Here is a 26149-nt window from a genome sequence, read left to right as displayed (position 1 = left end):
GGCGGGACTACTGCACTCCCAGCCGCTCCGCCTGCTGAGGCGCAGTCTCGGGGGACCAGCTGGCCCCCTCGTCGTCGACGATGGTCAGGTCGACGTCCGCGCGTCCGAGGACCTCGGCGATGGCGAGCCGGACCTCCGGTTCGACCCGGTCAGGAGTTGGAGCCTCAGTCGAGAACGGACCTCCCGGACCCTCGATGACCGCGATCCAGCGTCCGGGTTCGATGGGGAACACCTCGACGTCGATTCTCGGCACAGGCGACATCCTCCGCCCTACGCGCTGGCGGCGAGTCCGTCGGCTGGCGACGCGTCCTGTCGACGGTTCTGCGCGGCAGCTGGGTGCGGCTCACCCCAGAGCTGTGAGAAGGCCGCGGCGACCTCCGGCAGCCCCACCTTGATGTAGGAGGCCGTCGCCCCACGCACCAGGCGATGACCAGCGAACGAAGCCGCCGTCGCATAGCCGGCGACCTGCTCGATGTTCGAGATGGCGTAGTGCCGCATCCAGTGACTCGACACCCCGAGTTCCTCCGCCCAGGGGACCTGCCGCCGCACCCGGGTCCAGACGCCGTCCATCTGTCGACGGGTGAGGCCGTACAGCGGGGAGGTCTCGGCCTGGAGCGCGACCGTCATCGCCCGGCTGACCGGTTGCTCGCGGCGGGCGCTGTTCTTCTCATCCAGCCACACGGTCTGACGAGCCGGACGGACGTCGCGACGCGCCAGGTTAAGCAGGCCCTCCCTCCGACAACCGGTCTCCACGAGGAAGCGGAGGATGACCGTGTCCTCGTCGCGCTCGCAGGAGTCGAAGAGCTCACGGATCTGCTCATGGGACAGGGCGTGTCGGCTCACGTCCGGGCGCTTCGGCTTCTCCACCTCCAGCGCGGGGTTGGACAGCGCTTCCCCTTGCTCCATGGCCCAACGGAACAGCGCTCGGGCGGCAGCGATGAGGTGCTCTTGCGCGTACAGGCCGTTCTGGTGGTTGACCCGGCGCTTGGCGGCTTGGCGGTCTCGTGCGACCTGGCTGGCCAACCGGATGTGCCCCGCGTTGATCTCGCTCAGCTCGTAGTGGCCCCACTGCTCGCCCAGGATCTGCCAGTACGGGTGGTAGAGGTCCTGAGTGGCCTTGGTCCCCGCCATCGCGTAGCAGAACGGGAGGAAGTCCCCGAGCTTCATGCCGACACCACCGTGACCCGCAGACGGACGCCGGGGGGCAGGGGCAGCGGCACGGTCAGCTGCCCTGCGTCATCGGTGGTCGCCTCGAACACCTGACCTCGCATAGGAGGCAGGGAGAGCGGCTCGAACGACGCCACGGGAGTGGGCGGCTCAGATGCCGCCGGAACAGGGGCGGAGAACCTCATGCGGTTTCCTTCGGCTCGTGTCTGCGTGTCTTTGAGACCGCTTGAACACGAACCGACTCTTCTGAGTGTCCGAGGGGGGACTTGAACCCCCACGCCCCGCAAAGGGCACTAGCACCTCAAGCTAGCGCGTCTGCCATTCCGCCACCCGGACAGGTGGGCCACCCTCTCGGGCGCCGTGGGCAAGCATAACCGAGCCCGGCGGCGACTCGGGACAGGCCCCGGTGGCACCATCGTCGGCATGTCCGAGACTCCGCCGCAGCCGCTCGCCACCGCCCAGGCCGAGGTCGCGGACCTGCTGTCCGACCTCATCCGGATCGACACCACCAACACCGGCTCCACCGCAACCAGCGCGGGGGAGCGGGCCGCCGCCGAGTGGGTGGCCGGCAAGCTCGACGAGGTCGGCATCGACAGCGTCATCCACGAGTCCGAGCCCGGCCGCGCCAGCCTGGTCGCCCGGATCGAGGGCACCAACCGCGACCGTCCCGCCCTGCTGGTGCACGGCCACCTCGACGTCGTCCCCGCCGACCCGGCCGAGTGGAGCGTCCACCCGTTCAGCGGCGAGCAGCGCGACGGCTACGTGTGGGGCCGGGGTGCGGTCGACATGAAGGACATGGACGCGATGACCCTCGCGCTGGTGCGCGACTGGGCCCGCACCGGCGTCCAGCCCGACCGCGACATCGTGCTGGCCTTCGTCGCCGACGAGGAGGCCGGCGGCCGGCACGGCGCCCACTACATGGTCGACTCCCACGCCGACCTGTTCGAGGGCTGCACCGAGGCCATCAGCGAGGTCGGCGGCTTCAGCATCACCGTCCGCGACGACCTCCGCCTCTACCTGGTCCAGACCGCCGAGAAGGGGCTGGCCTGGATGAAGCTCACCGCGCAGGGCCGCCCCGGCCACGGCTCGTTCGTGCACGACGACAACGCCGTCACCCGGCTGGCCCAGGCGGTCTCCCGGATCGGCTCCAGCCGGCTGCCCACCGTGGTGACCCCGCCGATGAAGCAGTTCCTCGCCGAGGTCGGCGACGCCTACGGCGTGGAGATCGATCCCGACAACCCCGACGAGGCGCTGGCCCGGCTGGGCAGCATCAGCCGGATGATCGGCGCGGCGCTGCGCAACACCGCCAACCCCACGATGCTCGACGCCGGCTACAAGACCAACGTCATCCCCGGGACCGCGAGCGCCACCATCGACGGCCGGTTCCTCTACGGCCAGGAGGCGGAGTTCGAGGAGCAGCTCGACGAGCTGATCGGCGAGGGCGTCACCCGGGAGTGGATCACCTACGACCAGGCGGTCGAGACCACCTTCGACGGGCCGAGTGTCGACCTGATGATCCAGGCCCTGCAGGCCGAGGACCCGGGCGCCCGCGCCGTCCCGTTCACCATGAGCGGCGGCACCGACGCCAAGAGCTTCGAGACCCTCGGCATGCGCTGCTTCGGCTTCTCCCCGCTCAAGCTCCCCGCCGACCTCGACTTCGCCGCCCTGTTCCACGGCATCGACGAGCGCATCTCCATCGACTCGATGCAGTTCGGCATCCGGGTGCTCGACCGGTTCCTGCGCGGGGCCTGACCCACGCAGGCATGATGCCGGGATGACCGCGATCACCCCGGGCAGCGTCGCCCTGATCACCGGCGGCACCGGCGGGCTCGGCCGCGCCCTGGCCGCACTGCTGCGCAGGCAGGGGGTGACCGTCGTCCTCGGCGACCTCGACGGCCTGCGAGCCCGGCAGACCGCCGCCGACCTGGGCGCGGCGTTCCTGCCGCTGGACGTCACCGACCGGGCGGCCAACGCCGCGGTGGTCGCCCAGGTGGAGGCCGACCACGGCCGGCTGGACGCCGTCTTCCTCAACGCCGGCATCGCCGGATCGGGGCAGCAGCCGCTGGACGTCGACGACCTGCTCCGGGTGGTCGACGTCGACCTGCTCGGCGTCGTCTACGGCACCGAGGCGGCGTTGCCGGCGCTCCGCCGCGCCGGCGGCGGGTCGATCGTGGTGACCGCCTCGCTCGCCGGGCTCGCGCCGCAGGCGACCGATCCCGGGTACAGCATCGCCAAGGCCGGCGCGGTCGCGTTCGTCCGCTCCCTGGCCCCCCGGCTGGTGGACGACGGGATCACGCTCTCCGCCGTCTGCCCCGGTTTCGCCGACACCGCGATCATCGCCCCCCTCCGGGAGGCCTTCGCGGACGTCGACTTCCCGGTGCTCAGCGCCGGGGAGGTGGCCGACGCGCTGCTCGGCGCCTGGACCGCCGGCCGGTCCGGAGCTGCCTACGTCGTCCAGCCCGGTGTCGGCGCCGTCCCGTTCCGCTTCCCGGGCGTGCCCAGCGCGAAGACCGCCGACGGGCAGACCGCCGCCCTGCCCCCGCGCCTGTTGCCGCCGCGCAGGTCCTGAGACCGGTCAGGCGTCCACGCGCACGGCGAGCACCGCGACGTCGTCGTCCAGCCGGCCGGACATCTCGGCCACCAGGGCGTCGCAGAGCTGCTCGAGCGGCTGGTCGGCGAGGCGGCCGAGCTCCTCGACGAGCCAGGCGGTGCCGGCGTCCAGCGGCGCGTCCCGGCGCTCGACCAGCCCGTCGGTGTACAGGACGACGGTGTCCCCGGCCGACAGCACGGCCCGGTGATCGGTGCGGGGAACGTCGATGGTCATTCCGAGCAGCAGTTCGGCCGGCCGGTCGAGCAGCTCGACCTGCCCGCCGGCGGTCACCCGCACCGGCGGGGGGTGCCCGGCGTTCGACCACCGCAGCAGCGTTCCGGTCGATCCCGGCGACGGGCAGGCCGTGGCGGTGACCGCGGTGACCAGGGTGTCCAGCGCCAGCCGGTGGAGCGCCCCGTCCAGCGCCCCGAGCACCGCTGCCGGCGACGTGCCACCGGGTCCGCCGGAGACGGTCAGCGCGACGCCCCGCAGCACGCCGCGCGCCTGGGCCATGGTCGCGGCAGCCGCGACGTCGTGGCCGGCGACGTCACCGATCACCAGCATGGTCGCGCCGTCCGGGAGGGTGAAGGCGTCGTACCAGTCCCCGCCCACCCGGGCGTTCTTCACCGCGGGCAGGTAGCGAACGGCGATCTGCAGGCCCGGCACGGCAGGTGGGTCGGTCAGCAGAGCGCGTTGCAGGGACTCGGCGAGCTCCACCGCGGCGCGGGACTCGGCCGCCTCCGCGCTGAGCCGGGTGAGCAGCGCTTCCCGGCGCAGCCGCAGCGTCACGGTGCCCACCGCGAGCACGCCCCCCGCCACGATCGCCGCCAGCCGGACGAGCATCGCCGGCAGGGTGTCCGGCTGGTACTGGTCCTCGTGCAGCCCCAGCAGCAGGGCGACGACGAGGGCGGCCACCCCGTAGCCGGCGGTGGTGCGGCGGTCCAGGATGGTGGCCGCGGTGAGCGGGGCGATGCAGACCAGCCCGAGGATGATCTGCCCCTGGTTCAGCGCCAACTGGGCCAGGGCGAACGCCACCAGGACGCCCAGGGGCAGCACGTGCCGCCGGGCCGTTCCCCGATCCACCTGCGTCCGCCTCTCGTCGTGGGGTCCGCGGCCACGGACCGTGACCTCTGGTGGACGGTGCGCAGTCTAGCCAGCCGACCCGGGTGACCCCGGTCACTGCGCGCCTGGCAGGGTCGGGCCATGCGTGCCTGGCGAGTCCATGCTCTCGGCGACCCTGCCGAGGTCCTCTCCTTCGACGACGTCGAGCCGCCCGTCGCCGGTGCTGGCCAGCTGCTGCTCCGGGTGCGCGCCGCCGGCCTGAACTTCCCCGACGTGCTCATGGCGCGGGGGGAGTACCAGGAGCGGCCCCCGCTGCCGTTCACCCCCGGGGTCGAGCTGTGCGGGGAGGTGGTCGACACCGGGCAGCGGGTCATCGGCTCACCGGCCGGCGGCCCCGGCGCCTTCGCGGAGTACGCGCTGATGGACGCCGCCGCGGCCTGGCCGGTGCCCGACGCGATGTCCGACGCGCAGGCCGCCGCCCTGCACCTGACCTACCAGACCGGTCACGTCGGCCTGCACCGCCGGGCGCACCTGCAGGCGGGGGAGTGGCTGCTGGTGCACGCCGGCGCCGGTGGGGTGGGGTCGGCGGCGATCCAGCTCGGCAAGGCCGCCGGAGCCCGGGTGATCGCCACCGCCGGCGGGACGCGGAAGACCGCGGTGTGCACGCACCTCGGCGCGGACCACGTCATCGACTACACGGCCGAGGACGTCGTCGCCCGGGTCAAGGAGATCACCGGGGGCCACGGCGCCGATGTCGTCTACGACCCGGTGGGCGGGGACGTGTTCGACGCGTCACGCAAGTCCGTGGCCTTCGAGGGACGGATCGTGGTGGTCGGGTTCACCAGCGGGCGCATCCCGCAGGTCCCGGCCAGCCACGTGCTGGTCAAGAACTACAGCGTGGTCGGCCTGCACTGGGGGCTCTACCGCCGCCACGACCCTGCGCTGATCGGGGCCGTGCACGAGGAGCTGTGCCGGCTCTTCGCCGCCGGCGCGATCGACCCGCTGATCGGCGACGTGCGCCCGCTGGCGGAGCTGCCGCAGGCGATGGCCGCGATCGCCGACCGCGGCACCGTCGGCAAGGTCGTGCTGGTGCCCTGACGGTCCAGCGGGTCCGGCGTCAGATCATCGGGCGGGGGAGGTACGACAGCCGCATCCGCCGGCGCATGATGATCTTCCGGGTGCCGTCGGCGTGCAGCTGCAGCCGGGCCAGCTCCCACCCGCCGGTGTCGGCCTGGAGGCTCATGAGCTGCGCGGCGGCCGAGCGTGAGGTGCCCGCCGGGATGCGCAGCGGTGCGTACTCGTACTCGCCGGCTGCTGACACCCGCCCGATTGTGCCCGTCGTTCGCCCGCAGGTCATGTGGTCGTCGCCACGACGCCACCGGCCCGGGTGTGAGCCGGCACGGGCCAGGGCAGGGGAGACCGCGGGCCCCGGCAACGCGCCGGGCTCCCCTGAACGGGAAGGAGACGGCCGTGACCGAGCCGAACGCGACCGAGGCCGACCGCCAGGAGCAGGAGCAGACCGTGGGTTCCGGCGGCCCGGAGCTCGCCGACGAGGTGGGCCCGCTGGGCGACGGCGTCCCGGAGGCCGACGCCATCGAGCAGCGCCTGACCGCGGTGCCGGGCGGCCGCACCACCTACCGCGGCTCGACGGTGGAGGCCGACGAGTACGACGTCCTCGAGCAGCAGGAGTCGGTGCCCGAGGACGAGGACGAGATCCGCGGCTGAGCCTGCGGGGGCGGGGCGCACCGCCCCCGTCGCCGGCGCCGACGGTCGGCGCTGACCTGCGGGAACGGGGCGGTTCGGCGATGATCATCGACCGTGACCGGAGTGATCGTCGTCGTGGTGGTCCTCGTCGGGCTGCCCCTGCTCGCCTGGTGGGTGGGCGGGCGGCGGTTCTGGAGCCGGCTGCGCCCCACTGTCGTCGACGACGGGCTGACCGCCGAGTGGCGGCTGCGCCGCGAGCTGGCTCGCCGGCACGGCCTGTCCCCGGACGAGCTGGGCACGGTGGAGAACGCGGTGACCTGGGGCAAGGAGCTGGCCGATCCCCGGCTGCGCGCGGCCACCGCCGAGTGGGCCCAGCAGCAGGTCGAGCTGCGCGCGGTCCGCCCGCGCTGGATCGACGGCCGGTGGCTGCCGGTGCTCGTCGTCGCCTGGGGCGCCGGGATCGCGGCCTACGTCGTCTTCGCCGTCGTCCAGGGCGACTGGGGCGACGTCAACTGGTTCTCCGGGCTCAGCTGGCTCGGCTGGGGCGTCCTCGGCTGGCGCATGCGCGGCGGGCCGCAGCGCGCTCTGCAGCGCAACAGCGGCCCGCCGGCGCCCGGTCAGCGGGAGTAGTACTCCACGACCAGCTGCTCCTCGCAGATCACCGGCACCTCGGAGCGCTGGGGGCGGCGGGCGACCACGCACCGCAGCTGGCTGAGCGACACCTCGAGGTACTTCGGGGCCTCCGCGTGCGCCCCGGATGCGGCCACCTGGAACGGCGCCTTCTCCCGGCTGCGCTCGGCGATCTCGACGACGTCGTAGGGCTGCACCTGGTAGCTGGGCCGGTCGACCCGCCGGCCGTTGACCGTCACGTGCTGGTGGCTGACCACCTGGCGCGCCTGGTAGATGGTCCGGGCGAAGCCGGCCCGGAGCACCGTGGCGTCCAGCCGCGACTCCAGGTCGATGATCAGCTCCTCACCGGTCTTGCCGCCGGTGCGCTTGGCCCGGTCGAAGGCGCGGCGCAGCTGCGTCTCGCTGATGTCGTACTGGGCGCGCAGCCGCTGCTTCTCCAGCAGCCGCGTCTTGTAGTCGCTGGTGTTCTTGCGCTTCCGCCCGTGCTCGCCCGGCGGATAGGGGCGCCGCTCGAAGTAGCGCACGTCCTTCGGGGTGAGCGGGATGCCCAGCGCACGGCTGCGCCGGACCTTGGGGCGAGACTGGTTCACACGGACCTCCGGGTTCGGTTAGGCTCACCTTACCCCGACGACGGATCGGGTCGAGCCCGGAGTGACCGATGACGCGATCGACCCGCCCTGCCGCCCCCGTGCCCGCCGCGGAGCCGGTCCGGCCCTCCGCCGCCGAGCGCGCCCGCACGGTCGCCGCCCGCCCAGCGGCCGCGGTCTGCGCCGCCGGCATCGACGGCAGCCGGGTGCTCGCGCACGCCGTCACCGCCGACGGCCGGGTGCTGCTCGTCGTCCCGACCGGCGGGGAGGTGTGCACCGCGGTCACGCACTGCGCCGACGGCGACCTGGCTGCGCTGCTGCTGGTCACCGACCACGCGCCGGTCCCGCTGCGCGACCCGGTGCGGGCGCAGGTCTGGCTCTCCGGCTGGCTGACGGCCCTGGCCGGCGAGGAGGCGCACGAGGCGGCGCTGGCGTTCGCGGAGGTCGTGCCGGCCGCGGCGCTGCTGGACGTCGGCGCCGGCGCCACGCTGCTCGCGCTGGAGCTGGCCGAGGTCGTGCTGGGGGAGAGCGGCGCCGTGCTGGAGATCGACCCCGAGGACTTCCTGGCCGCCGAGCCCGACCCGCTGGTCGAGGTGGAGGAGCACGCGCTGCACCACCTGGACGTGGCGCACCCCGAGGAGCTGGCGATGCTGCGGTCGCGCATCCCGGTCACGTGGCTGGGGCGTGGGGACGTCGTCCGGCCGCTGGGCCTGGACCGGTGGGGGTTCCGGCTGCGGATCGAGCGGTCGCGGGGCTGCTGCCGGGACGTGCGCATCCCGTTCGCGCAGCCGGTCAGCTCGGCCGAGGACCTCGCCGCCGCCGTGCACCGGCTCATGTGTGCCGCACGCGGCGGCTGCCCGGGGCACTGACCAGCGGTCAGCGCCCCGGGCCGGAGGTCAGTGCCGTACGGAGCGGCGGCCGCCGCTCATGCCCTCGGCGACGCCGACGAGCAGGACGGCGGCGACGATCGCGACGATCGAGCCGATGATGTTCAGCTCACCGAAGTCACCCGTGCCCAGCGCCACGGCGACGACTCCGCCGATCAGCGAGCCGACGACGCCGAGCGCCAGGGTGGCCAGGATGCTGAGGTTCTGCTTGCCGGGCTTGATCAGCCGCGCCAGGGCGCCGACGACCAGACCGAACACGAGGAAACTGATGATGCCCATGCGCGCTGGATGCCCGTGGTGATCACCGTGACAAACGCGCTGTGATCAACTCGCCATCTCGGCCAGCAGCCGCGCCAGCCGGGTGCGCCGCGGGCGGACGTCGACCTCCCGCACCGCCCGGGCCAGCGCCGCACCGCTGGCGTGCACGATCGACAGGTGCTTCTGCGCGCGGGTGAGCGCGGTGTAGACCAACGGCCGGGACAGCATCCCGCCGGCCTCCGGCGGCAGCACGACCACCACCCCCGGCCACTCCGACCCCTGCGCGCGGTGCACGGTGATCGCCCAGCCGTGCCGCAGGTCCGGCAGCGCGTTGCCGGTGACGGTGACCGGGCCCGAGCTGAAGTCGACGTTCAGCGACCCCTCACCGGTCCCGGTGACCACGCCGACCTCGCCGTTGGCGAACCCGATCGGCTCCAGGTCCAGGTGGTTGGCGGTGGCCACCACCCGGTCGCCGACGTCGAACCCCCAGACCGTGCCCTCGCCGGGGTTCAGCTGCGCCTTCAGCGCCTTGTTCAGCTCGATCGTGCCCGCCGGGCCGCGGTGCACCGGGGTGACCACCTGCACCGTCGCCGGGTCGATGCCCAGCGCCCGCGGGATGGAGTCGGTGACCAGCTGCACCACCCGCCGGGCCGCCTCCGCGCTGCCGACGGCCGGCACGACCACGACCTCCCGATCGGGGGAGTCCACCTGCGGCAGCTCCCCGGCCCGCACCCCGGTGGCCAGCCGGGCGATCGCGCCGCCGGCGGCCTGCCGGTGCAGCGTGGTCAGCTCGGTCACCGGCACGACGCCGGAGTCGATCAGGTCGCCCAGCACGTGGCCCGGGCCGATCGAGGGGAGCTGCGCCGGGTCGCCGACCAGCAGCAGGTGGGTGCCGTCGGCGCAGGCCTCCAGCAGCGAGGCGGTCAGCTCGACGTCCAGCATCGACGCCTCGTCCACCACCACGACGTCGGCGTCCAGCGGCCACTCCTCGCTGCGGGAGAACCCGCCGGTCATGCCCTGTGCCCCGAGCAGCCGGTGCACCGTGACCGCGGGGTGGTCGGTGAGCTCTTCCAGCCGCTTGGCCGCCCGGCCGGTGGGCGCCGCGAGCGCCACCTCGGTGCCCTTGCTCTGCAGCAGCTGCACCAGCGAGGCGACCGTGCGGCTCTTGCCGGTGCCCGGCCCGCCGGTCAGCAGCGAGAACCCCGCACCCAGCACCTGGGCGACCGCGGCCTGCTGGGCCGGGTCCAGGCCCTTCGCCACCGAGCGCACCGACGCCGGGTCGGCGATCCGCTCGGCGGTGGCCATCAGCCGGTGCACGTTCTCCGCGACCGCCTCCTCGGCCATCCCGAACCGGGCCAGCGACAGGGTGCGCAGTGCCGGATCCGGTTCGGGCAGCTCGGCGTCGTCGGGCAGGTCCTCGGGGATCTCCGGCTCGGGCGGCTCGTGCTCGAGCACCTCACCGGACTCCACCGCGGCGACGATGGCCGCGGCCGGGTCGCTCAGGCCCTCGGCCCGCAGCGCGGCGACCACCAGGTCGGCAGGCAGCACGGTGTGCCCGTCGCGCGTCGCGGTGCGGAGGGTGAGCCCGACGATCGCCCGTCCGCGGCGCGCATCCTGCCGGTCGGCCCCCTTGAGGACGGCGATCGCCAGCCGGTCGGCGTCGGCCAGCGACACCCCGGACAGGCCCAGCAGCGCCCACGGGTCGTCGCGCAGCCGCCGGGCGGCGTCCGGGCCCAGGGCGTCGGCCACCCCGGCGGCGAGCTTGGCCTCCAGCCCGGCGCCGACCAGCAGCTCCACCACCTCGTAGGTGGGGGCGGAGGCGAGAAAGGAGGAGAACAGCCGCTCGGCGCGCTGGCGGCCCACCCGGGGCAGCTTCAGCAGCCGGTCGGCGGAGACGTCGTCGGGCCGGGTGATGCCCGCGGCGGGCAGGTCGGCCGCGGTCCGCTTGCCGAGTCCGGGCCACAGGCCGGCCGCGCAGAACGCGGCGAAGACGGGGTCGCCGGTGGCGGGGGGAGGGGTGCTCACGTCGGTCAGTGCTCCAGCCGGCGCTCGGGATAGGAGAAGTGCGGCGAGGAGACGTCGTCCAGCGCGGTGACGATCGCCGGGGGCAGCCGGACCCCGTCGGCGTCCAGCACCTCCTGCAGCTGCTGCGCGGTGCGTGCCCCCACGACGGGGGCGACGACGCCGGGGCGGTCCCGCAGCCAGGCCAGGGCCACGCCCAGCGGGGTGGTGCCCAGCCCCTCGGCTGCGGTGATCACCGCCTGCACCACGCGGTCGGCGTGGGCCGAGCGCAGCTGGTCGATGAAGCCCTGCCACTGCGGGGAGGCACCGCGGGAGTCATCCGGCGTGGCGTGCCGGTACTTGCCGGTGAGCAGCCCGCGACCCAGCGGCGACCAGGGCAGGATGCCCAGCCCCAGCGCCTCGGCCGCCGGCGCCACCTCGCGCTCGATGCCGCGCTGCAGCAGCGAGTACTCGACCTGGGTGCTCACGATCGGGACCCGGCCGGGCCAGGCGCGCTGCCAGGTCGCGGCCTGCGCGGTCTGCCAGCCGGTGAAGTTGCTGATCCCGACGTAGCGGGCCCGGCCGGAGGCGACCGCGGCGTCGCAGGCGGCCAGCGTCTCCTCCAGCGGGGTGGCGTCGTCCCAGGCGTGCAGCTGCCACAGGTCGACGTGGTCCAGGCCCAGGCGCTCCAGCGAGGCGTCCAGGGCGGCCAGCAGGTGCCCACGGGAGCCGCCGCGGCCCATCGGTCCGGCGCCGGTGCGCCCGACGGCCTTCGTCGCGACCAGCAGGTCACCGCGGGGGACGACGTCGGCCAGCAGCCGGCCCAGGGTGCGCTCGCTCTCGCCCTGCCCGTAGACGTCGGCGGTGTCGACCAGCGTCCCGCCGGCGTCGACGAAGGCGGTCAGCTGCATCGCCGCCTCGTCCTCGTCGGTGTCCCGACCCCACGTCATGGTGCCCAGGCCCAGCCGGGAGACGACCAGCCCGCTTCGTCCGAGCGCCCGCTGTTCCACGACCGGTCAACCTACCGTTGCCCCGGGCGCCGAACCCGGATCGCCGGCCCACCGGGAGGTCGCCCGGAGCGGCACAGCCACGGCCCCTAGGGTGTGCTGCCGTGCAACCGACCGCCGAGCCCCGTTCCGTCCGCCGTCCCGGGGGGATGTGACCGTGGGCTGGATCGAGGCCGTGGTCCTGGGCCTGGTGCAGGGTCTCACCGAGTTCCTGCCCATCTCCTCCAGCGCGCACCTGCGCGTGGTGGGCGAGGCCTTCGGCTGGGACGACCCGGGGGCCGCGTTCACCGCGATCACCCAGATCGGCACCGAGGTCGCGGTGCTGCTCTACTACCGGCGCAAGATCGGCCAGATCATCGTCACCTGGGTGAAGGCCCTGTGGACCCCGGCGCTGCGCAGCGAACCGGACGCCCGGATGGGCTGGCTGATCATCGTCGGCAGCATCCCGATCGTCGTCCTCGGCCTGCTGTTCCAGGACACGATCGAGACCACGCTGCGCGACCTGCGGATCGTCGCCATCGCGCTGGTCGCCTTCTCGCTGATCCTCTTCTGGGCCGACCGGGTCGGCCGCACCGAGCGGGAGCTGCCCGACCTCACCGTCAAGCACGGCCTGCTGTACGGGCTGGCCCAGGCGATGGCGCTGATCCCCGGGGTGTCCCGGTCCGGGGGGACGATCACCATGGGGCGGTTCCTCGGCTACTCCCGGACGGCCGCCGCCGACTACTCCTTCCTGCTCGCCGTGCCGGCGGTGCTCGGCGCGGGCGTCTTCCAGACCTACGAGGCGCTGACCGGCGACATCGCCGGCGAGGTCGCCTGGGGCCCGACCGTCCTGGCCACGGTGATCGCCTTCGGCGTGGGGCTGACCGTCATCACCTGGCTGCTGCGCTACCTGAAGCGGGGCAGCTTCACCCCGTTCGTCGTCTACCGCATCGTGCTCGGCCTGCTGGTGCTCGCGCTGGTCGGTGCCGGGGTGCTCGACCCGACGTAGCCGCCCGGTCGGCGCCTAGGCTCGGCGCTGTGACGACCCTGATCCTGCTGCGCCACGGCCGCACCACGGCGAACGCCTCGGGCGTGCTGGCCGGCTGGACCCCCGGCGTGCGGCTCGACGAGTCCGGCGAGGCCCAGGTCCGCGCGGTCGCCGAGCGGCTCACCGGAGTCCCGCTGGCCGCCGTCGTCAGCAGCCCGCTGGAGCGCTGCCAGCAGACCGCCGGCGCCGTCGTCGAGGGCCGTGAGCTCGAGCTGCAGACCGACGACCGGCTCGGCGAGGCCCGCTACGGCGACTGGACCGGCCGGCCGATCAAGGAGCTGGCCAAGGACCCGCTGTGGAAGGTCGTGCAGCAGCACCCCTCCGCTGCGGTGTTCCCCGGTGCGGAGGGGGAGGGGCTGGCCCAGACGCAGGCCCGCGCCGTCGCCGCCGTCCGGGAGTGGAACGCGAAGCTGGGCCCCGATGCCGTCTGGCTGGCCTGCAGCCACGGCGACGTGATCAAGGCGGTGCTCGCCGACGCGTTCGGCATGCACCTGGACTCCTTCCAGCGCATCGTCGTCGACCCCGCGTCGATCTCGGTGGTGACCTACACCGACACCCGGCCGTTCGTCGCCCGGGTCAACGACACCGGCGGCGACGTCTCCGCGCTCATCCCGCCGAAGCGGAAGCGCGGACGCCGCAAGGCCTCCTCCGACGCGGTCGTCGGCGGCGGTGCGGGCGCGGGCCCGGCCTGATCGGGCCGCGTAACCTGATCCGCGTGCCACGTCAGGTGTTCCTCTTCGACCGTCCCACCCGGTTCGTCGCCGGCACGGTGGGCCAGCCCGGTGACCGGACCTTCTACCTGCAGGCCACCGACGACGCCGGCCGCACGGTCAGCGTGGCGCTGGAGAAGACGCAGGTCCAGGTGCTCGCCGACCGGATGAGCGAGCTGCTCGACGAGATCGCCGGCCGGGCCACCGTCGTCGTCCCGCCCGATGCCGACGTCGACGACCTGGAGCCGCTCACCGCGCCGGTCGACGAGGAGTTCCGGGTCGCCGCGATGGGCCTGGCCTGGGACGGCGAGGCCGCGGCGGTCGTCGTCGAGGCCGTCGCCGCCGGCGAGGAGCCGATCGAGGAGGACGTGATCCTGTCCGACAGCGACGAGGGCCCCGACGCGCTGCGGGTCACCATCACCCCGGCCGCCGCCCGGGCGTTCGTCGCCCGCGCCCGCCGGGTCGTCGCCGCCGGCCGGCCCTCGTGCCCGTTGTGCTCCATGCCGCTGGACCCGGCCGGGCACGTGTGCCCCCGCCAGAACGGCTACCGCCGCTGACCGGCCGGCGGCCGCCCCGATGACCGACCCCGGCGCTCGCCCCGAGCAGGAGCCCGACGACGACGTCGTCCTGGAGTGGGTCCATGCCGACGAGCTGGACGACGACGTCGACGACGAGCCCGAGGACGGCGACGTCCGCACCCTGGACCCGACCGCCTTCGACCACGGCGACCGGCGCGCCCCCGACGGGCGGGCGGAGGTCGAGGCCCTGCTGCGTGACGGCGAGCTGGACATGGAGGGCCGGCTGCTGGACGCCAGCAACGTCACCCTCGTCGGCGCGATCCGTACCGCCACCCTGGCCGCGACCTGCGTCTACAAGCCGGTGGCGGGGGAGCGGCCGCTGTGGGACTTCCCCGACGGCACGCTGGCCGGCCGGGAGATCAGCGCGCACCTGGTCAGCGAGGCGACCGGCTGGTCGATCGTGCCGCCCACCGTGCTGCGGGACGGCCCGTTCGGCACCGGCATGGTGCAGCTGTGGATGGACGGCGACCCGACGGTCGACCTGGCCGAGTTCGTCCGCCGTGACGACCCCGCGCTGCGGCGGATGGCCGTGTTCGACGCGGTGGTGAACAACGCCGACCGCAAGGGCGGGCACATCATCCCGATGCGCGACGGGCACGTCTACGGCGTCGACCACGGCATCTGCTTCTCCGTCGACCCGAAACTCCGCACCCTGCTGTGGCAGTGGGCCGGCCGGCCGATCCCGGTCGCCCACCTCGAGGTGCTGGAACGGCTGGCCGAGCAGCTGCGCGGCGACCTGGGGGAGCAGCTGCACGAGCACCTCACCCGGCGCGAGGTGCACCGCACCCAGCAGCGGGTGGCCCAGCTGCTGCGCACCGGGCTGCACCCGGAGCCCTCCGGCGACTGGCCCGCGCTGCCCTGGCCACCGTTCTGATCTGAGCCCCGGGATCAGGTCAGCTGATCGTCGTGGCTCCTGGCTCACGGTGGGCGGTGAGCCAGGAGCACGCACGGTGAGCCGGGACGGGGCCGCCGGCGTTGTCCGTCATCGCCCCGGCTGCCAGGGTGGGCGGGTGCCGCACCGCAGCCGACTCGCCGTCCTGCTCATCGACCTGCCCCCGGAGCTGCACGCCCGCGGCCAGCAGTTCTGGTCGTCGGCCACCGGCCACCCGGTCGAGCCCGACGCGATCGACGACGTCTGGTCCTCGCTGGGCTCCTTCGCCGACGGCTTCCACCTGGAGGTCCAGCGCACCGGCCCGGGCACGGCACCCCGCTGGCACGTCGACATCGAGACCGACGACGTGCCCGCCGAGGTGCGCCGGCTGGAGGCCCTCGGCGCCGTGCGGATCGCGGACATGGGCGGCTTCTGGCAGATGAAGGACCCCGCCGGGCTGCTGTTTTGCGTCGTCGGCGTGCAGACCGGCGAGGAGTTCGAGCGCCACGCCACCACCTGGCCCTGATCCGGCCGCCCCCCGTGGAGGGTGACCGGGCACCGGGCGGCCTGCGGCGGTGTCGGCGGTCGGTCTTACCCTCCTGACGTGCTCTCCTGGCCCGCCCCGCTCCTCCCCACCCTGCCCGGGTCCGGTCCCGCCCTGCGGCTGTACGACACCGCGCGCGGCGACGTCGTCGCGACCCAGCCCGGCCGGATCGCGCGGATGTACGTCTGCGGCATCACGCCCTACGACGCCACCCACCTCGGCCACGCCGCCACCTACCTCGCCTTCGACCTGGTCAACCGGGTGTGGCGGGACGCCCGGCACGGGGTCCACTACGTGCAGAACGTCACCGACGTCGACGACCCGCTGTTCGAGCGGGCCAACCGCGACGGCGAGGACTGGATCGTGCTCGGCATGCGCGAGACCGCACTGTTCCGGGAGGACATGACCGCCCTGCGCGTGCTCCCGCCGGAGGACTACGTCGGCGCGGTCGAGGCGGTCCCGCAGATCGCCGCCAAGGTCGAGGAGCTGTGGGACGCGGGGCTGGCCTACCAGCTCGACGACGGCACCGGCGACGTCTACCACGACGTCTCCCAGGCGCCCGGCTTCGGCGGGGAGTCCAACTACGACGAGGCCACCATGCTGCGGCTGTCCGCCGAGCGCGGCGGCGACCCCGAGCGCCCGGGCAAGCGCTCGCCGCTGGACCCGCTGCTGTGGCGCGGCGCCCGCGAGGGCGAGCCGTCCTGGCCCGGCCCGCGGGGGGTGGCCGGGCGGCCCGGCTGGCACGTCGAGTGCGCCGCCATCGCGCTGGACACCCTGGGCATGGGCTTCGACGTCCAGGGCGGCGGCAGCGACCTGGTCTTCCCGCACCACGAGTACTCCGCGGTGCACGCCGAGGCGCTCACCGGCACCAAGCCGTTCGCCCAGGCCTACGTGCACGCGGCGATGATCGGCCTGGACGGCGAGAAGATGAGCAAGAGCCGGGGCAACCTGGTCTTCGTCTCCCGGCTGCGCGGCGAGGGCGTCGACCCGATGGCGATCCGGCTGGCCCTGCTGTCCGGCCACTACCGCACCGACCGCACCTGGACGGCGGAGCTGCTGACCGCCGCCGAGGAGCGGCTGGACAGCTGGCGCCGGGCCGTCGCCCAGCCCACCGGCGCTCCCGCCGGGCCCGTGCTGCGGGCGGTGCGCGAGCGGCTGGCCGACGACCTGGACAGCCCCGGGGCGATCGCCGTCATCGACCGGTGGGCCGCGGCCACGCTCGACGCCGACCGCGCCGCCGGTGAGGACGGTGCCCCGGCCGTCGTCGCCGACGTCGTCGACGCGCTCCTGGGCATCGAGCTCTGACCATGGGCCAGCCGCTGCCGGACGCCGGGGGAGCACCGTTCCGGCTGGCCGACCGGGCGGCGCGGGAGCGCGCCGAGGAGCAGCTCGCCCCCGCCGCCGCCCGCGCGGTGGCGACCCGCGGCCGGGCCCGCCCCGAGCCGGAGGACACCCTGCGGACCGCCTACGAGCGGGACCGCGACCGGATCCTGCACGCCAAGGCCTTCCGCCGGCTCAAGCACAAGACGCAGGTGTTCCTGCACCCCGACGGCGACCACTTCGTCACCCGGCTGACGCACACCCTGCAGGTGACCCAGGTGGCCCGCTCGCTGGCCGCGGCGCTGTCGCTGAACGAGACGCTGGCCGAGGCGATCGCGCTGGCGCACGACGTCGGCCACTCACCGTTCGGGCACATCGGCGAGGACGCGCTGGACCCCTACGTCGCCGGCGGCTGGCACCACGCTGCGCAGGGGGTGCGCATCGTCGAGGTGCTCGAGGACCTCAACCTCACCTGGGAGGTGCGGGACGGCGTGCGGGCGCACAGCTGGAAGATCAGCCCGCCGCCGGCCACCCGCGAGGGCGAGTGCGTGCGCTACGCCGACCGGATCGGCTACCTCTCCCACGACGCGCTGGACGCCGTCCGCGCAGGGGTGCTGCGGGTGACCGACCTGCCCGCCCGCGCCCGCGCCGTCTTCGGCGACCCGGGCAGCGCCATGGTGGGCTCGATGATCGAGGCGGTGGTCGAGGGCAGCCTGTCCCCGGCGAACACCGCCGGCGCGGTGGTCATGGAGCCCGATGCGCTCGAGGCGATGCACGAGCTGCGCACCTTCATGTTCGAGCGGGTGTACGGGTCCGACACCGCGGCCGGCCAGAAGCACCTGGCGGTCGACGTCATCCGGCGGCTGGTCGACCACCACCTGGCCCACCCGGAGCTGATCCCGGCCAGCTACCGCGACACCGAGGCCGACGTGCTCACCCAGGTCGTCGACTACGTCACCGGCATGACCGACCGCTACGCGCTGGCCACCCACGACCGGCTCTTCGACGACACCGCCGCGTTGCGGATGCGCCCGCTGCTCGTCGCGCCCTGACGCCCGCCCCCTGGACGAGAACGGGCTGAGTGCTGCCATCCGCGGAGGATGACAGCGCTCAGCCAGTGGTGATCTCGGATCAGCCCGCGCCGGACGAGCCGGTCTCGGCGGCAGCCGTCAGTTCGGGGAGGAACCGCGGCGGCGCAGGTACCGCTCGAACTCGCGGGCGATCTGGTCGCCGTTGGCCTGGGACAGGTCGGTCGCGGTCTGCCGCTCCTCTAGCGAGCGCACGTACTCCACCACCTCGTCGTCCTCGCTGGCCATCTCCGAGACGGTGGTGACCCACTCCTCGGCCTGCTGCGGCAGCGTGCCCAGCGGGATGGTGAGCTCGAGGACCTCCTCGACCCGCCGCAGCAGGGCGACGGTCGCCTGCGGCGAGGGCGGCTGGGAGACGTAGTGCGGCACCGCGGCCCAGAAGCTGATCGCGGGCAGGCCGGCCTGCACGCACGCGTCCTGGAACACCCCGAGGATCCCGGTCGGGCCCTCGTAGCGGGAGGTCTCCAGGCCCCACTTCTCCGCGGACTCCGCGTCGTAGGCCGAACCGGTGACCGGGGTCGGGCGGGTGTGCGGCGTGTCGGCGAGGAGCGCGCCGAGCCCGATCACGGTGTGTGCGCCCAGCTCGTGGCAGAGCTCGATCAGCTCCTCGCAGAAGCTCCGCCAGCGCATGTTCGGCTCGATGCCGCGGATGAGCACCACGTGCCGCTCACTGCCCTCGGGCTTGGCCACGGAGATGCGCGTCGTCGGCCACTCGAGGCGGCGGCTGACGCCGTCGACGAGGGAGACGGTGGGGCGGTTGACCTGGAAGTCGTAGTACTCCTCGGGGTCCAGGGCGGCCAGCGGGTCGGCGTCCCAGATCAGCTCCAGGTGCTCCACCGCCCCGGTGGCGGCGTCCCCGGCGTCGTTCCACCCCTCGAAGGCGACGACCACCACGGGGTCGTCCAGCTCGGGCAGGTCGTCTGCGGTGGACTTCGGATCGATCACTCTGCCCAGCCTACGTCGGTCGCGGCGACCCGCCCGGTGATCGACACCGGCGGTGAACGGGCCCGGGGACACGGCACGTGGCCTCCGTCACCACCGGACGGTCCGGAGGTGCCATCATGGGCGGGCTGTTCGAGGACGACGAGGCACCGCCGCCCGTCGGAGTTGCCAGGGCCCTGGCGCCGGACGCGTTCGTGACCTGACCGAACGAGCCTCCCGAGGACCGCCGTGCCCCCGTTCCCTGCACCTGGCCCCGCCCTGTCCACCGCTGTCCTGCCCGCCGCCGCCCAGCACCGCCCCGACGCGACCGCCGAGCTGACCGCGCTGCTCCGGCGCCGCATCGTCGTCCTGGACGGCGCCATGGGGACGGCGATCCAACGCGACCGCCCCGACGAGGCCGGCTACCGCGGCGAGCGGTTCGCCGACTGGCCGACCGACGTGCAGGGGAACAACGACCTGCTGAGCATCACCGCCCCGGAGGTGATCACCGGCATCCACCGCGAGTACCTCGAGGCCGGCGCCGACCTGATCGAGACGAACACCTTCAACGCCACCGGCATCTCACTCGGCGACTACGGCATGTCCGACCTCGCCTACGAGCTGAACGTCGCCTCGGCCCGGCTGGCCCGCGCCGCCTGCGACGAGATGACCGCACGGACGCCGGACCGGCCCCGCTACGTCGTCGGCGCCATCGGCCCGACCAGCCGGACGGCGTCCATCTCGCCGGACGTGAACGACCCGGGCGCCCGCAACGTCACCTACGACGAGCTGGTCGAGGCCTACCTGGAGCAGGCCGCCGGGCTGGTCGACGGCGGCTCCGACGTGCTGCTGATCGAGACGATCTTCGACACGCTCAACGCCAAGGCCGCGATCTTCGCCCTGGAGACGCTGTTCGAGCGGCACGGCCGCCGCTGGCCGGTGATGGTCTCCGGCACGATCACCGACGCCTCCGGCCGGACGCTGTCCGGGCAGGTCACGGAGGCGTTCTGGCACTCGGTCCGGCACGTCGAGCCGCTGCTGGTGGGCCTCAACTGCGCGCTGGGCGCCAAGGAGATGCGGCCCTACATCGCCGAGGTCGCCCGGGTCGCCGACACCTTCGTCTCCTGCTACCCGAACGCCGGGCTGCCCAACGCCTTCGGCGAGTACGACGAGGCACCGGAGGAGACCGCCGCGATCCTGGAGGAGTTCGCCACCGCCGGGTTCGTGAACCTGGTGGGTGGCTGCTGCGGCACCACCCCGGCGCACATCGCGGCGATCGCCCGGGCCGTGGCGGGCAAGGCGCCGCGCACCCCGGCCGAGGTGGGCCCGGCGCTGCGGCTCTCCGGCCTGGAGCCGGTCACCGTCGACGAGGACGCGCTGTTCGTCAACGTCGGTGAGCGCACCAACATCACCGGCTCGGCCCGCTTCCGGAACCTGATCAAGGCCGGTGACTACCCGGCCGCGCTCGCCGTCGCCCGCCAGCAGGTCGAGGCCGGCGCGCAGGTCATCGACATCAACATGGACGAGGGGATGATCGACGGCGTCGCGGCGATGGACCGGTTCACCAAGCTGATCGCCTCCGAGCCGGACATCTCCCGGGTCCCGGCGATGATCGACTCCTCGAAGTGGGAGGTCATCGAGGCCGGCCTCAAGAACGTCCAGGGCAAGGCGATCGTCAACTCCATCTCGATGAAGAACGGTGAGGAGGAGTTCGTCCGCGAGGCCCGGCTGTGCCGCAAGTACGGCGCCGCGGTGGTCGTGATGGCCTTCGACGAGGACGGCCAGGCCGACACCCTGGAACGCCGCAAGCAGATCTGCCGGCGCGCCTACGACATCCTGACCGAGGACGTCGGCTTCCCGGCCGAGGACGTCATCTTCGACCCGAACGTCTTCGCCGTCGCCACCGGCATCGAGGAGCACGCCGACTACGGGCTGGCGTTCATCGAGGCGACCCGCTGGATCAAGCAGAACCTGCCCGGCGCGCTCGTCTCCGGCGGCATCTCCAACGTCTCGTTCTCCTTCCGCGGCAACAACAAGGTCCGCGAGGCGATCCACGCCGTCTTCCTCTACCACGCGATCCGGGCCGGCCTGGACATGGCGATCGTCAACGCGGGCGCGCTGGAGGTCTACGACGAGGTGCCCGAGCTGCTGCGTGAGCGGATCGAGGACGTCGTCCTCAACCGTCGCCCGGACAGCACCGAGCGGCTGCTGGAGATCGCCGGGGACTTCGCCGGCGACGGCTCGGTGCAGGAGGTCGCCTCCGAGGAGTGGCGGTCGCTGCCGGTGGCCGAGCGGATCACCCACGCGCTGGTCAAGGGGATCGACGCGTTCGTCGAGGACGACACCGAGGAGCTGCGCCGGGAGATCAGCGCCCGCGGCGGCCGGCCGATCGAGGTGATCGAGGGCCCGCTGATGGACGGGATGAACGTCGTCGGCGACCTCTTCGGCGCCGGCAAGATGTTCCTCCCGCAGGTGGTCAAGTCCGCGCGGGTGATGAAGAAGGCCGTCGCCCACCTCATCCCGTTCATCGAGGCGGAGAAGCAGCCCGGCGACGCCGAACGGAGCAACGGCACGGTCGTCATGGCCACCGTGAAGGGCGACGTCCACGACATCGGCAAGAACATCGTCGGCGTCGTCCTGCAGTGCAACAACTACGACGTCGTCGACCTCGGGGTGATGGTGCCCGGGCAGAAGGTGCTGGACGCCGCCAAGGAGCACGGCGCCGACGTCATCGGCGTCTCCGGGCTGATCACCCCGTCGCTGGACGAGATGGTCACCCTGGCTGCGGAGATGGAGCGGCAGGGCTTCGACATCCCGCTGCTCATCGGCGGCGCGACCACCTCCCGGGCGCACACCGCGGTCAAGGTCGCGCAGAAGTACTCCGGGCCGGTGATCTGGGTGAAGGACGCCTCCCGGTCGGTGCCGGTGGTGGCGGCGCTGCTGTCGGACGAGCAGCGGCCCACGCTGCTGGCCGAGACCGCGGCCGACTACCAGGCGCTGCGCGAGCGGCACGCCGCCCGCGACGACACCCGTGCGCTGCTGCCGCTGGCCGCCGCGCGGCAGGCCGCCACCCCGATCGACTGGTCGGACTACACGCCGCCGCAGCCGCGGATGCTGCAGTCGGGGAACGGCTCCGGCTCCGTGCGGCACTTCGCCGACTACCCGCTGGCCGAGCTGCGCGAGTACATCGACTGGCAGCCGTTCTTCAACGCGTGGGAGATGCGTGGCCGGTTCCCCGACATCCTGCACAACCCCACCACCGGCGACGCCGCCCGGCGGCTGTACGCCGACGCGCAGGAGATGCTCGACCGGATCGTCGACGAGCGCTGGCTGCGGGCCAGCGGGGTGTTCGGGCTGTTCCCGGCGAACCAGGTGGACGGCGAGGACATCGCGGTCTACACCGACGAGTCGCGCACCGAGGTGCGCACGACGCTGCACCAGCTCCGCCAGCAGACCGAGGGCCGCGACGGCGCCCCGCGCAGGTCGCTGGCCGACTTCGTGGCGCCGGCGGGGACCGGGCTGGCCGACCACGTCGGCGCGTTCGCCGTGACCGCCGGGCTGGGCGCCGCGGAGCGGGTCGCCGCGTTCAAGGCGGCCAACGACGACTACAGCGCGATCATGCTGGAGGCGCTGGCCGACCGGCTGGCCGAGGCGTTCGCCGAGCGGCTGCACCAGCGGGTGCGCACCGAGTTCTGGGGCTACGCGCCCGACGAGGGCCTGGACAACGAGTCGCTGATCGCCGAGCGGTACCGGGGCATCCGGCCGGCGCCGGGCTACCCGGCCTGCCCGGAGCACACCGAGAAGCAGACGATCTGGGAGCTGCTCGACGTCGAGGCGACCACCGGGCTCCAGCTCACCGAGAGCATGGCGATGTGGCCGGGCGCGGCGGTCAGCGGGCTGTACTTCTCCCACCCGCAGTCGCAGTACTTCGTGCTGGGCCGGGTGGGCCGGGACCAGGTCGAGGACTACGCCCGGCGCAAGGGCTGGACGGTCGCCGAGGCGGAGCGGTGGCTGTCACCCAACCTCGGCTACCGCACCCAGGACGAATGAGGGGCCGTCACGTCACCACGAGGACGGCGGTGAACGCCGGCGAGTGACGGCTGCTGAACGGGTACTCGCCGGGTTCCTCCGGCGCGAGGAAGGTCAGCAGCGTGTGCCCGGGCACCTCGACGTCGAACGCGCCGCCCTCGGCGGTGAGGGTCACCGGCTGGTCGCTGCCGTTGTGCACGGTCACCCGGGACCCGGCGGCGACCGGGCCGGCGACGTGGAAGCGCTCGGCGTCGACGAGGACGCCGACGGAGAGCTCGCCGTGGTCGTGCCCGGCCATCGGGTCGGCGGCGGGCGGTGCGGCGGGAGCCGGGGACACGGCAGCGGCCGGGGGAGGGGATGCGGCGAGGGCGACGGCGAGCGCCACGGTGGCCAGCATGACCAGCAGCTCGACGACGGCGAAGCGCCGGAACGCCCCCGGCCGGCCGGCCCGCAGGCGGGGGAGCGTGCGCCGCCGGTGCTGCCACCCGAAGGAGGTCAGCACGACCAGCCCGGTGGTCTTGCCGATCAGCAGCCACCCGTAGCCGGTGCCCACCGCGTCCAGCACCCCGCCGGTGCCGCCCAGCAGCAGTCCGGCGGCGAGGAGCCCCGACCCGCCGGTCACCACGGCGCACAGCAGCGCCAACCGGCTGAACCGGGCCGCGGCCCGGCCGGCGTCCGTGGGCGCCCGGCCGTGCACCAGCAGCGCGAGCAGGCCGCCGGTCCAGAGGGCCGCTGCGACGACGTGCCCGGCCAGCGTGGTGACGGCGAGCAGGTGGTCGTCGGCGGCCGACGAGTGCCCGGTGAGCAGCACCGGCAGGACCAGCGCCGTCAGCGCGCCGGCCAGCAGCAGCCGGGCCCCGGTCACCCGGGTGCAGCATCGGGCGGCCACCGCCAGCAGGCCGGTGCCGGCGGTGCCCAGCAGGACGGCCTGGCCGGCGCCGGTGTCGCCGAGGAACACCGGGACCGCCGTCCAGGGCAGCGCCGACGGCGCCACGCCCACCAGGCGGCTGAGGGTGAGCAACCCGCCGAGGGCGGTGGCCACCGCCCAGACGGTGGCCCAGACCGACGCCGCCAGCACCGCGCGCCGCGCCGCCGGGGTGAGCGCGCCCGCCCGTCCGGGCAGCAGCACGGCGGCGAACAGTGCGGTACCGACCGTGCCCACGGCCGTGACCCGGCCGACCAGGGTGAGCACCGGCTCGCCCCACCCGACCAGCCGACCGGCCACCAACAGCCCGGGGACGGCGACGCCTGCGCCGCCCACGGCGAGGGCGACGACCAGCACGGCCACTGCGGCGACCGCGGTGCCGAGCACCGCGGGCAGCAGCCACCCGGGTCGGCCGAGCCCCGGCCGCGGGCCGACCTCCACCGGGGCCACCGGCGCGGCGCGGGTCATGCCCGCCTGCGCAGCCGGCCGACGACGAGGATGCCCAGGGCGCCGAGCACCAGCGCCCCCGCGGTCCACCACACGACCGACGAACCGGTGCTGGACGGGGCGGCGACCGGCTGCGTCGGCGCGGGTGCGGCCCGGGCCGCGTTCGCGGCGACGGTGAACCCGTAGCTGCCCTCGACCGGGTGCCCGTCGGACGACGTGCTGCGCCACTGGACGGTGTAGTCCCCGGCCGGCACCTCCGCTGCGAGGGCCTGCACCACGGTGGTGCCCCGGATCTCCGGCTCGCCCGCGGACACCGGCCCGTCGGGCCCGGTCACCAGCACCCGGGTGCCCAACGGCAGCGGCGCGCCGCTGAACTCCAGCTGAACCGTGGACGGGGCGGCGGGCAGTGCGGCCGCGGCCGCCGGCGTGCTGCCGACCAGGCCGTCGTGCGCCCGCGCCGGTGCGGCGCCGGACCCGAGCAGCAGCACGGTGAGCAGGCCCAGCAGCGCGAGCTGGACCCGCGCTCCACCGGTGCGGCGGCGTCGGGACGGCGGGCCTGGGAGCGGAGTCATGACCGGTGTTCGTCCGCAGCCCGCCCGCCGGTTGTGCGGCCCGGCTGGGCAGGGATCTGCGATGCGGATGAACCGATCCGGCGACCCACCCCGAACCCCAGATGGCCAGGACGGCAGCGGGGGACTCCTCCCGCTGGGGGACCGCCACCGGCCGGGTCACCCAGACCTGTTCGACGGCGGGCGCACCGACGCACCCGCCGGCACACCGGGCGACCGGCTCACCAGCCGCCGTCCTGCAGTCACTCCGACGGCGGGGTGACTGCACCCGACAACGAGGAGCACACCATGCGCAAGGCACTCGCAGTCCCGGCCGTCGCCATCGCCGCCGCAGCGTTCCCGCTGCTGTCCATCTCCGCCGCCTCGGCGCACGAGGGCCCGCACAGCTACCAGGCCGACCTCGGCGCCGTGAACCAGTCGGGCGTCACCGGTACCGGGATGGTCACGCTGGACGGCAACACCGCCACGGTGATGATCGAGGCCTCCGGGCTCCTCGCCGGCTCGCCGCACGCCCAGCACTTCCACATCGGCGCCCAGGGCACCTGCCCCACGAACGACCTGGCCGACGACGCGGACGGCGACGGCTTCGTCAGCGTGACCGAGGCCGCGAAGTACTACGGGGCCATCGGCACGTCGCTGACCACCACGGGCGACACCAGCCCGGACAGCGGCCTGGCGATCGACCGGTTCCCGACCGCCGAGGGCGGCTCGATCAGCTACGAGCGGACGTTCGAGGTCTCCGACGACGTCCACGCGGCGTTCGAGGCCGGCACCGCCGTCCTGGTCGTGCACGGCATCGACAAGGACGGGTCGGGTGCCTACGACGGTGACGTCATGAGCGACCTCGACCCGTCGCTGCCGATGGAGGCCACCGCCCCGGCCGCCTGTGGCTCGCTGGAGACCGCGCAGATGGGTGCCGCTCCCGCCGGTGGCGCCGAGACCGGTGCCGGCAGCACCGCAGGCACCGAGAACACGGCCGCCATCGGCGTCGGCGCCCTGGCCGCGGCCGGCGCCGTCGGTGCCGGTGCCGTCGCCTACCGCCGTCGTCAGGCCACCCAGGCCTGATCCGGCTCCGGGGGGGGGGGGGGGGGGGGGGGGGGGGGGGGGGGGGGGGGGGGGGGCGCCGGGGGGGGGGGGGGGGGGGGGGGGGGGGGGGGGGGGGGGGGGGGGGGGGGGGGGGGGGGGGGGGGGGCGGGGGCGGCCCGGGGGGGGGGGGGGGGGGGGGGG

General features: G+C 74.2%; 26 protein-coding genes and 1 tRNA gene. 15 read left to right on the top strand and 12 right to left on the bottom strand.

What is annotated here, in order from left to right; translation table 11 throughout:
- Positions 1-7 precede the first annotated feature (7 nt).
- The 3 genes from ACI795_RS17970 to ACI795_RS17960 form a co-directional block, all read right to left on the bottom strand.
- Positions 8-253, bottom strand: a complete 246-nt coding sequence (locus ACI795_RS17970) for a hypothetical protein (RefSeq protein WP_457076943.1) — start codon at positions 251-253, stop codon at positions 8-10.
- A gap of 17 nt (positions 254-270) precedes the next feature.
- The gene (locus tag ACI795_RS17965; protein ID WP_457076942.1) at positions 271-1167 is read right to left on the bottom strand and encodes a tyrosine-type recombinase/integrase; all 897 of its coding nucleotides are present in this window, start codon (positions 1165-1167) and stop codon (positions 271-273) included.
- Between the two features lie 251 nt (positions 1168-1418).
- Positions 1419-1503 (bottom strand) — tRNA-Leu (locus ACI795_RS17960).
- A gap of 87 nt (positions 1504-1590) precedes the next feature.
- Between ACI795_RS17960 and ACI795_RS17955 the strand changes: the two genes are divergently transcribed.
- Both ACI795_RS17955 and ACI795_RS17950 read left to right on the top strand, forming a co-directional pair.
- A complete protein-coding gene (locus tag ACI795_RS17955; protein ID WP_457076941.1) occupies positions 1591-2919 on the top strand; it encodes a M20/M25/M40 family metallo-hydrolase in 1329 nt (442 codons plus the stop codon).
- Positions 2920-2941: 22 nt separating this feature from the next.
- Positions 2942-3736: an SDR family NAD(P)-dependent oxidoreductase gene (locus ACI795_RS17950; protein WP_457076940.1), complete on the top strand. Its 795-nt coding sequence runs from the start codon at positions 2942-2944 to the stop codon at positions 3734-3736.
- Between the two features lie 6 nt (positions 3737-3742).
- On the opposite strand, the gene ACI795_RS17945 is transcribed toward ACI795_RS17950, so the two are convergent.
- On the bottom strand, positions 3743-4840 hold the full coding sequence (locus tag ACI795_RS17945) for a PP2C family protein-serine/threonine phosphatase (protein ID WP_457076939.1): 1098 nt from the start codon (positions 4838-4840) through the stop codon (positions 3743-3745).
- Positions 4841-4960: 120 nt separating this feature from the next.
- Between ACI795_RS17945 and ACI795_RS17940 the strand changes: the two genes are divergently transcribed.
- The gene (locus ACI795_RS17940) at positions 4961-5917 is read left to right on the top strand and encodes an NADPH:quinone oxidoreductase family protein (RefSeq protein WP_457076938.1); all 957 of its coding nucleotides are present in this window, start codon (positions 4961-4963) and stop codon (positions 5915-5917) included.
- Positions 5918-5936: 19 nt separating this feature from the next.
- Here ACI795_RS17940 and ACI795_RS17935 read toward each other — a convergent pair whose 3' ends face one another.
- The gene (locus tag ACI795_RS17935; protein ID WP_457076937.1) at positions 5937-6140 is read right to left on the bottom strand and encodes a DUF5703 family protein; all 204 of its coding nucleotides are present in this window, start codon (positions 6138-6140) and stop codon (positions 5937-5939) included.
- 149 nt (positions 6141-6289) lie between these two features.
- Here ACI795_RS17935 and ACI795_RS17930 point away from each other — a divergent pair, with 149 nt between their 5' ends.
- Positions 6290-6544: a hypothetical protein gene (locus tag ACI795_RS17930; RefSeq protein WP_457076936.1), complete on the top strand. Its 255-nt coding sequence runs from the start codon at positions 6290-6292 to the stop codon at positions 6542-6544.
- Positions 6545-6637: 93 nt separating this feature from the next.
- On the top strand, positions 6638-7153 hold the full coding sequence (locus ACI795_RS17925; protein ID WP_457076935.1) for a hypothetical protein: 516 nt from the start codon (positions 6638-6640) through the stop codon (positions 7151-7153).
- Here ACI795_RS17925 and rpsD read toward each other — a convergent pair.
- Positions 7141-7743, bottom strand: a complete 603-nt coding sequence (gene rpsD / locus ACI795_RS17920) for a 30S ribosomal protein S4 (RefSeq protein ID WP_457076934.1) — start codon at positions 7741-7743, stop codon at positions 7141-7143. The genes ACI795_RS17925 and rpsD overlap by 13 nt on opposite strands.
- A 68-nt stretch (positions 7744-7811) precedes the next feature.
- Between rpsD and ACI795_RS17915 the strand changes: the two genes are divergently transcribed.
- On the top strand, positions 7812-8609 hold the full coding sequence (locus ACI795_RS17915; protein WP_457076933.1) for a DUF2470 domain-containing protein: 798 nt from the start codon (positions 7812-7814) through the stop codon (positions 8607-8609).
- A 27-nt stretch (positions 8610-8636) separates the two neighbouring features.
- Here the strand turns inward: ACI795_RS17915 and ACI795_RS17910 are convergent, their stop codons facing one another.
- The 3 genes from ACI795_RS17910 to ACI795_RS17900 are packed head-to-tail and all read right to left on the bottom strand — an operon-like array spanning position 8637 to position 11896.
- Positions 8637-8906 carry a GlsB/YeaQ/YmgE family stress response membrane protein gene (locus ACI795_RS17910; RefSeq protein WP_457076932.1) on the bottom strand — a complete coding sequence of 90 codons (270 nt, stop codon included), beginning with the start codon at positions 8904-8906 and terminating at the stop codon, positions 8637-8639.
- 45 nt (positions 8907-8951) lie between these two features.
- Positions 8952-10910 carry an AAA family ATPase gene (locus ACI795_RS17905; protein WP_457076931.1) on the bottom strand — a complete coding sequence of 653 codons (1959 nt, stop codon included), beginning with the start codon at positions 10908-10910 and terminating at the stop codon, positions 8952-8954.
- Between the two features lie 5 nt (positions 10911-10915).
- The gene (locus ACI795_RS17900; protein WP_457076930.1) at positions 10916-11896 is read right to left on the bottom strand and encodes an aldo/keto reductase; all 981 of its coding nucleotides are present in this window, start codon (positions 11894-11896) and stop codon (positions 10916-10918) included.
- A 154-nt stretch (positions 11897-12050) separates the two neighbouring features.
- Between ACI795_RS17900 and ACI795_RS17895 the strand changes: the two genes are divergently transcribed.
- The 7 genes from ACI795_RS17895 to ACI795_RS17865 all read left to right on the top strand — a co-directional run bounded on the left by ACI795_RS17895 (position 12051) and on the right by ACI795_RS17865 (position 17995).
- Positions 12051-12881: an undecaprenyl-diphosphate phosphatase gene (locus ACI795_RS17895; RefSeq protein ID WP_457076929.1), complete on the top strand. Its 831-nt coding sequence runs from the start codon at positions 12051-12053 to the stop codon at positions 12879-12881.
- 29 nt (positions 12882-12910) lie between these two features.
- Positions 12911-13612 (top strand): histidine phosphatase family protein, encoded by a 702-nt coding sequence (locus ACI795_RS17890; protein ID WP_457076928.1) that lies wholly within the window; start codon positions 12911-12913, stop codon positions 13610-13612.
- A gap of 23 nt (positions 13613-13635) precedes the next feature.
- On the top strand, positions 13636-14187 hold the full coding sequence (locus ACI795_RS17885) for a DUF3090 family protein (RefSeq protein ID WP_457076927.1): 552 nt from the start codon (positions 13636-13638) through the stop codon (positions 14185-14187).
- 19 nt (positions 14188-14206) lie between these two features.
- Positions 14207-15082 (top strand): SCO1664 family protein, encoded by an 876-nt coding sequence (locus ACI795_RS17880; protein ID WP_457076926.1) that lies wholly within the window; start codon positions 14207-14209, stop codon positions 15080-15082.
- A gap of 136 nt (positions 15083-15218) precedes the next feature.
- On the top strand, positions 15219-15605 hold the full coding sequence (locus ACI795_RS17875; protein WP_457076925.1) for a VOC family protein: 387 nt from the start codon (positions 15219-15221) through the stop codon (positions 15603-15605).
- 78 nt (positions 15606-15683) lie between these two features.
- A complete protein-coding gene (mshC, locus tag ACI795_RS17870; RefSeq protein ID WP_457076924.1) occupies positions 15684-16928 on the top strand; it encodes a cysteine--1-D-myo-inosityl 2-amino-2-deoxy-alpha-D-glucopyranoside ligase in 1245 nt (414 codons plus the stop codon).
- 2 nt (positions 16929-16930) lie between these two features.
- A complete protein-coding gene (locus ACI795_RS17865; protein WP_457076923.1) occupies positions 16931-17995 on the top strand; it encodes an HD domain-containing protein in 1065 nt (354 codons plus the stop codon).
- A gap of 117 nt (positions 17996-18112) precedes the next feature.
- Here the strand turns inward: ACI795_RS17865 and ACI795_RS17860 are convergent, their stop codons facing one another.
- On the bottom strand, positions 18113-18976 hold the full coding sequence (locus ACI795_RS17860; RefSeq protein WP_457076922.1) for a PAC2 family protein: 864 nt from the start codon (positions 18974-18976) through the stop codon (positions 18113-18115).
- A gap of 225 nt (positions 18977-19201) precedes the next feature.
- On the opposite strand from ACI795_RS17860, the gene metH reads away from it, so the two are divergent.
- On the top strand, positions 19202-23002 hold the full coding sequence (gene metH, locus ACI795_RS17855; RefSeq protein WP_457076920.1) for a methionine synthase: 3801 nt from the start codon (positions 19202-19204) through the stop codon (positions 23000-23002).
- 7 nt (positions 23003-23009) lie between these two features.
- Here metH and ACI795_RS17850 read toward each other — a convergent pair whose 3' ends face one another.
- Positions 23010-24374 (bottom strand): copper resistance D family protein, encoded by a 1365-nt coding sequence (locus ACI795_RS17850; RefSeq protein ID WP_457076919.1) that lies wholly within the window; start codon positions 24372-24374, stop codon positions 23010-23012.
- Entirely contained in the window at positions 24371-24925 is a 555-nt protein-coding gene (locus ACI795_RS17845) for a copper resistance CopC family protein (RefSeq protein ID WP_457076918.1), read from the bottom strand. Before ACI795_RS17845 ends, ACI795_RS17850 begins: the two co-directional genes overlap by 4 nt.
- Before the next feature lie 285 nt (positions 24926-25210).
- Here ACI795_RS17845 and ACI795_RS17840 point away from each other — a divergent pair, with 285 nt between their 5' ends.
- Positions 25211-25987: a hypothetical protein gene (locus ACI795_RS17840; RefSeq protein ID WP_457076917.1), complete on the top strand. Its 777-nt coding sequence runs from the start codon at positions 25211-25213 to the stop codon at positions 25985-25987.
- Positions 25988-26149 lie beyond the last annotated feature (162 nt).

The organism is Modestobacter sp. SYSU DS0290 (assembly GCF_054050955.1).
Note: the sequence above shows the minus strand (reverse complement) of the source record. Positions and strands in the feature narration are given on the sequence as shown.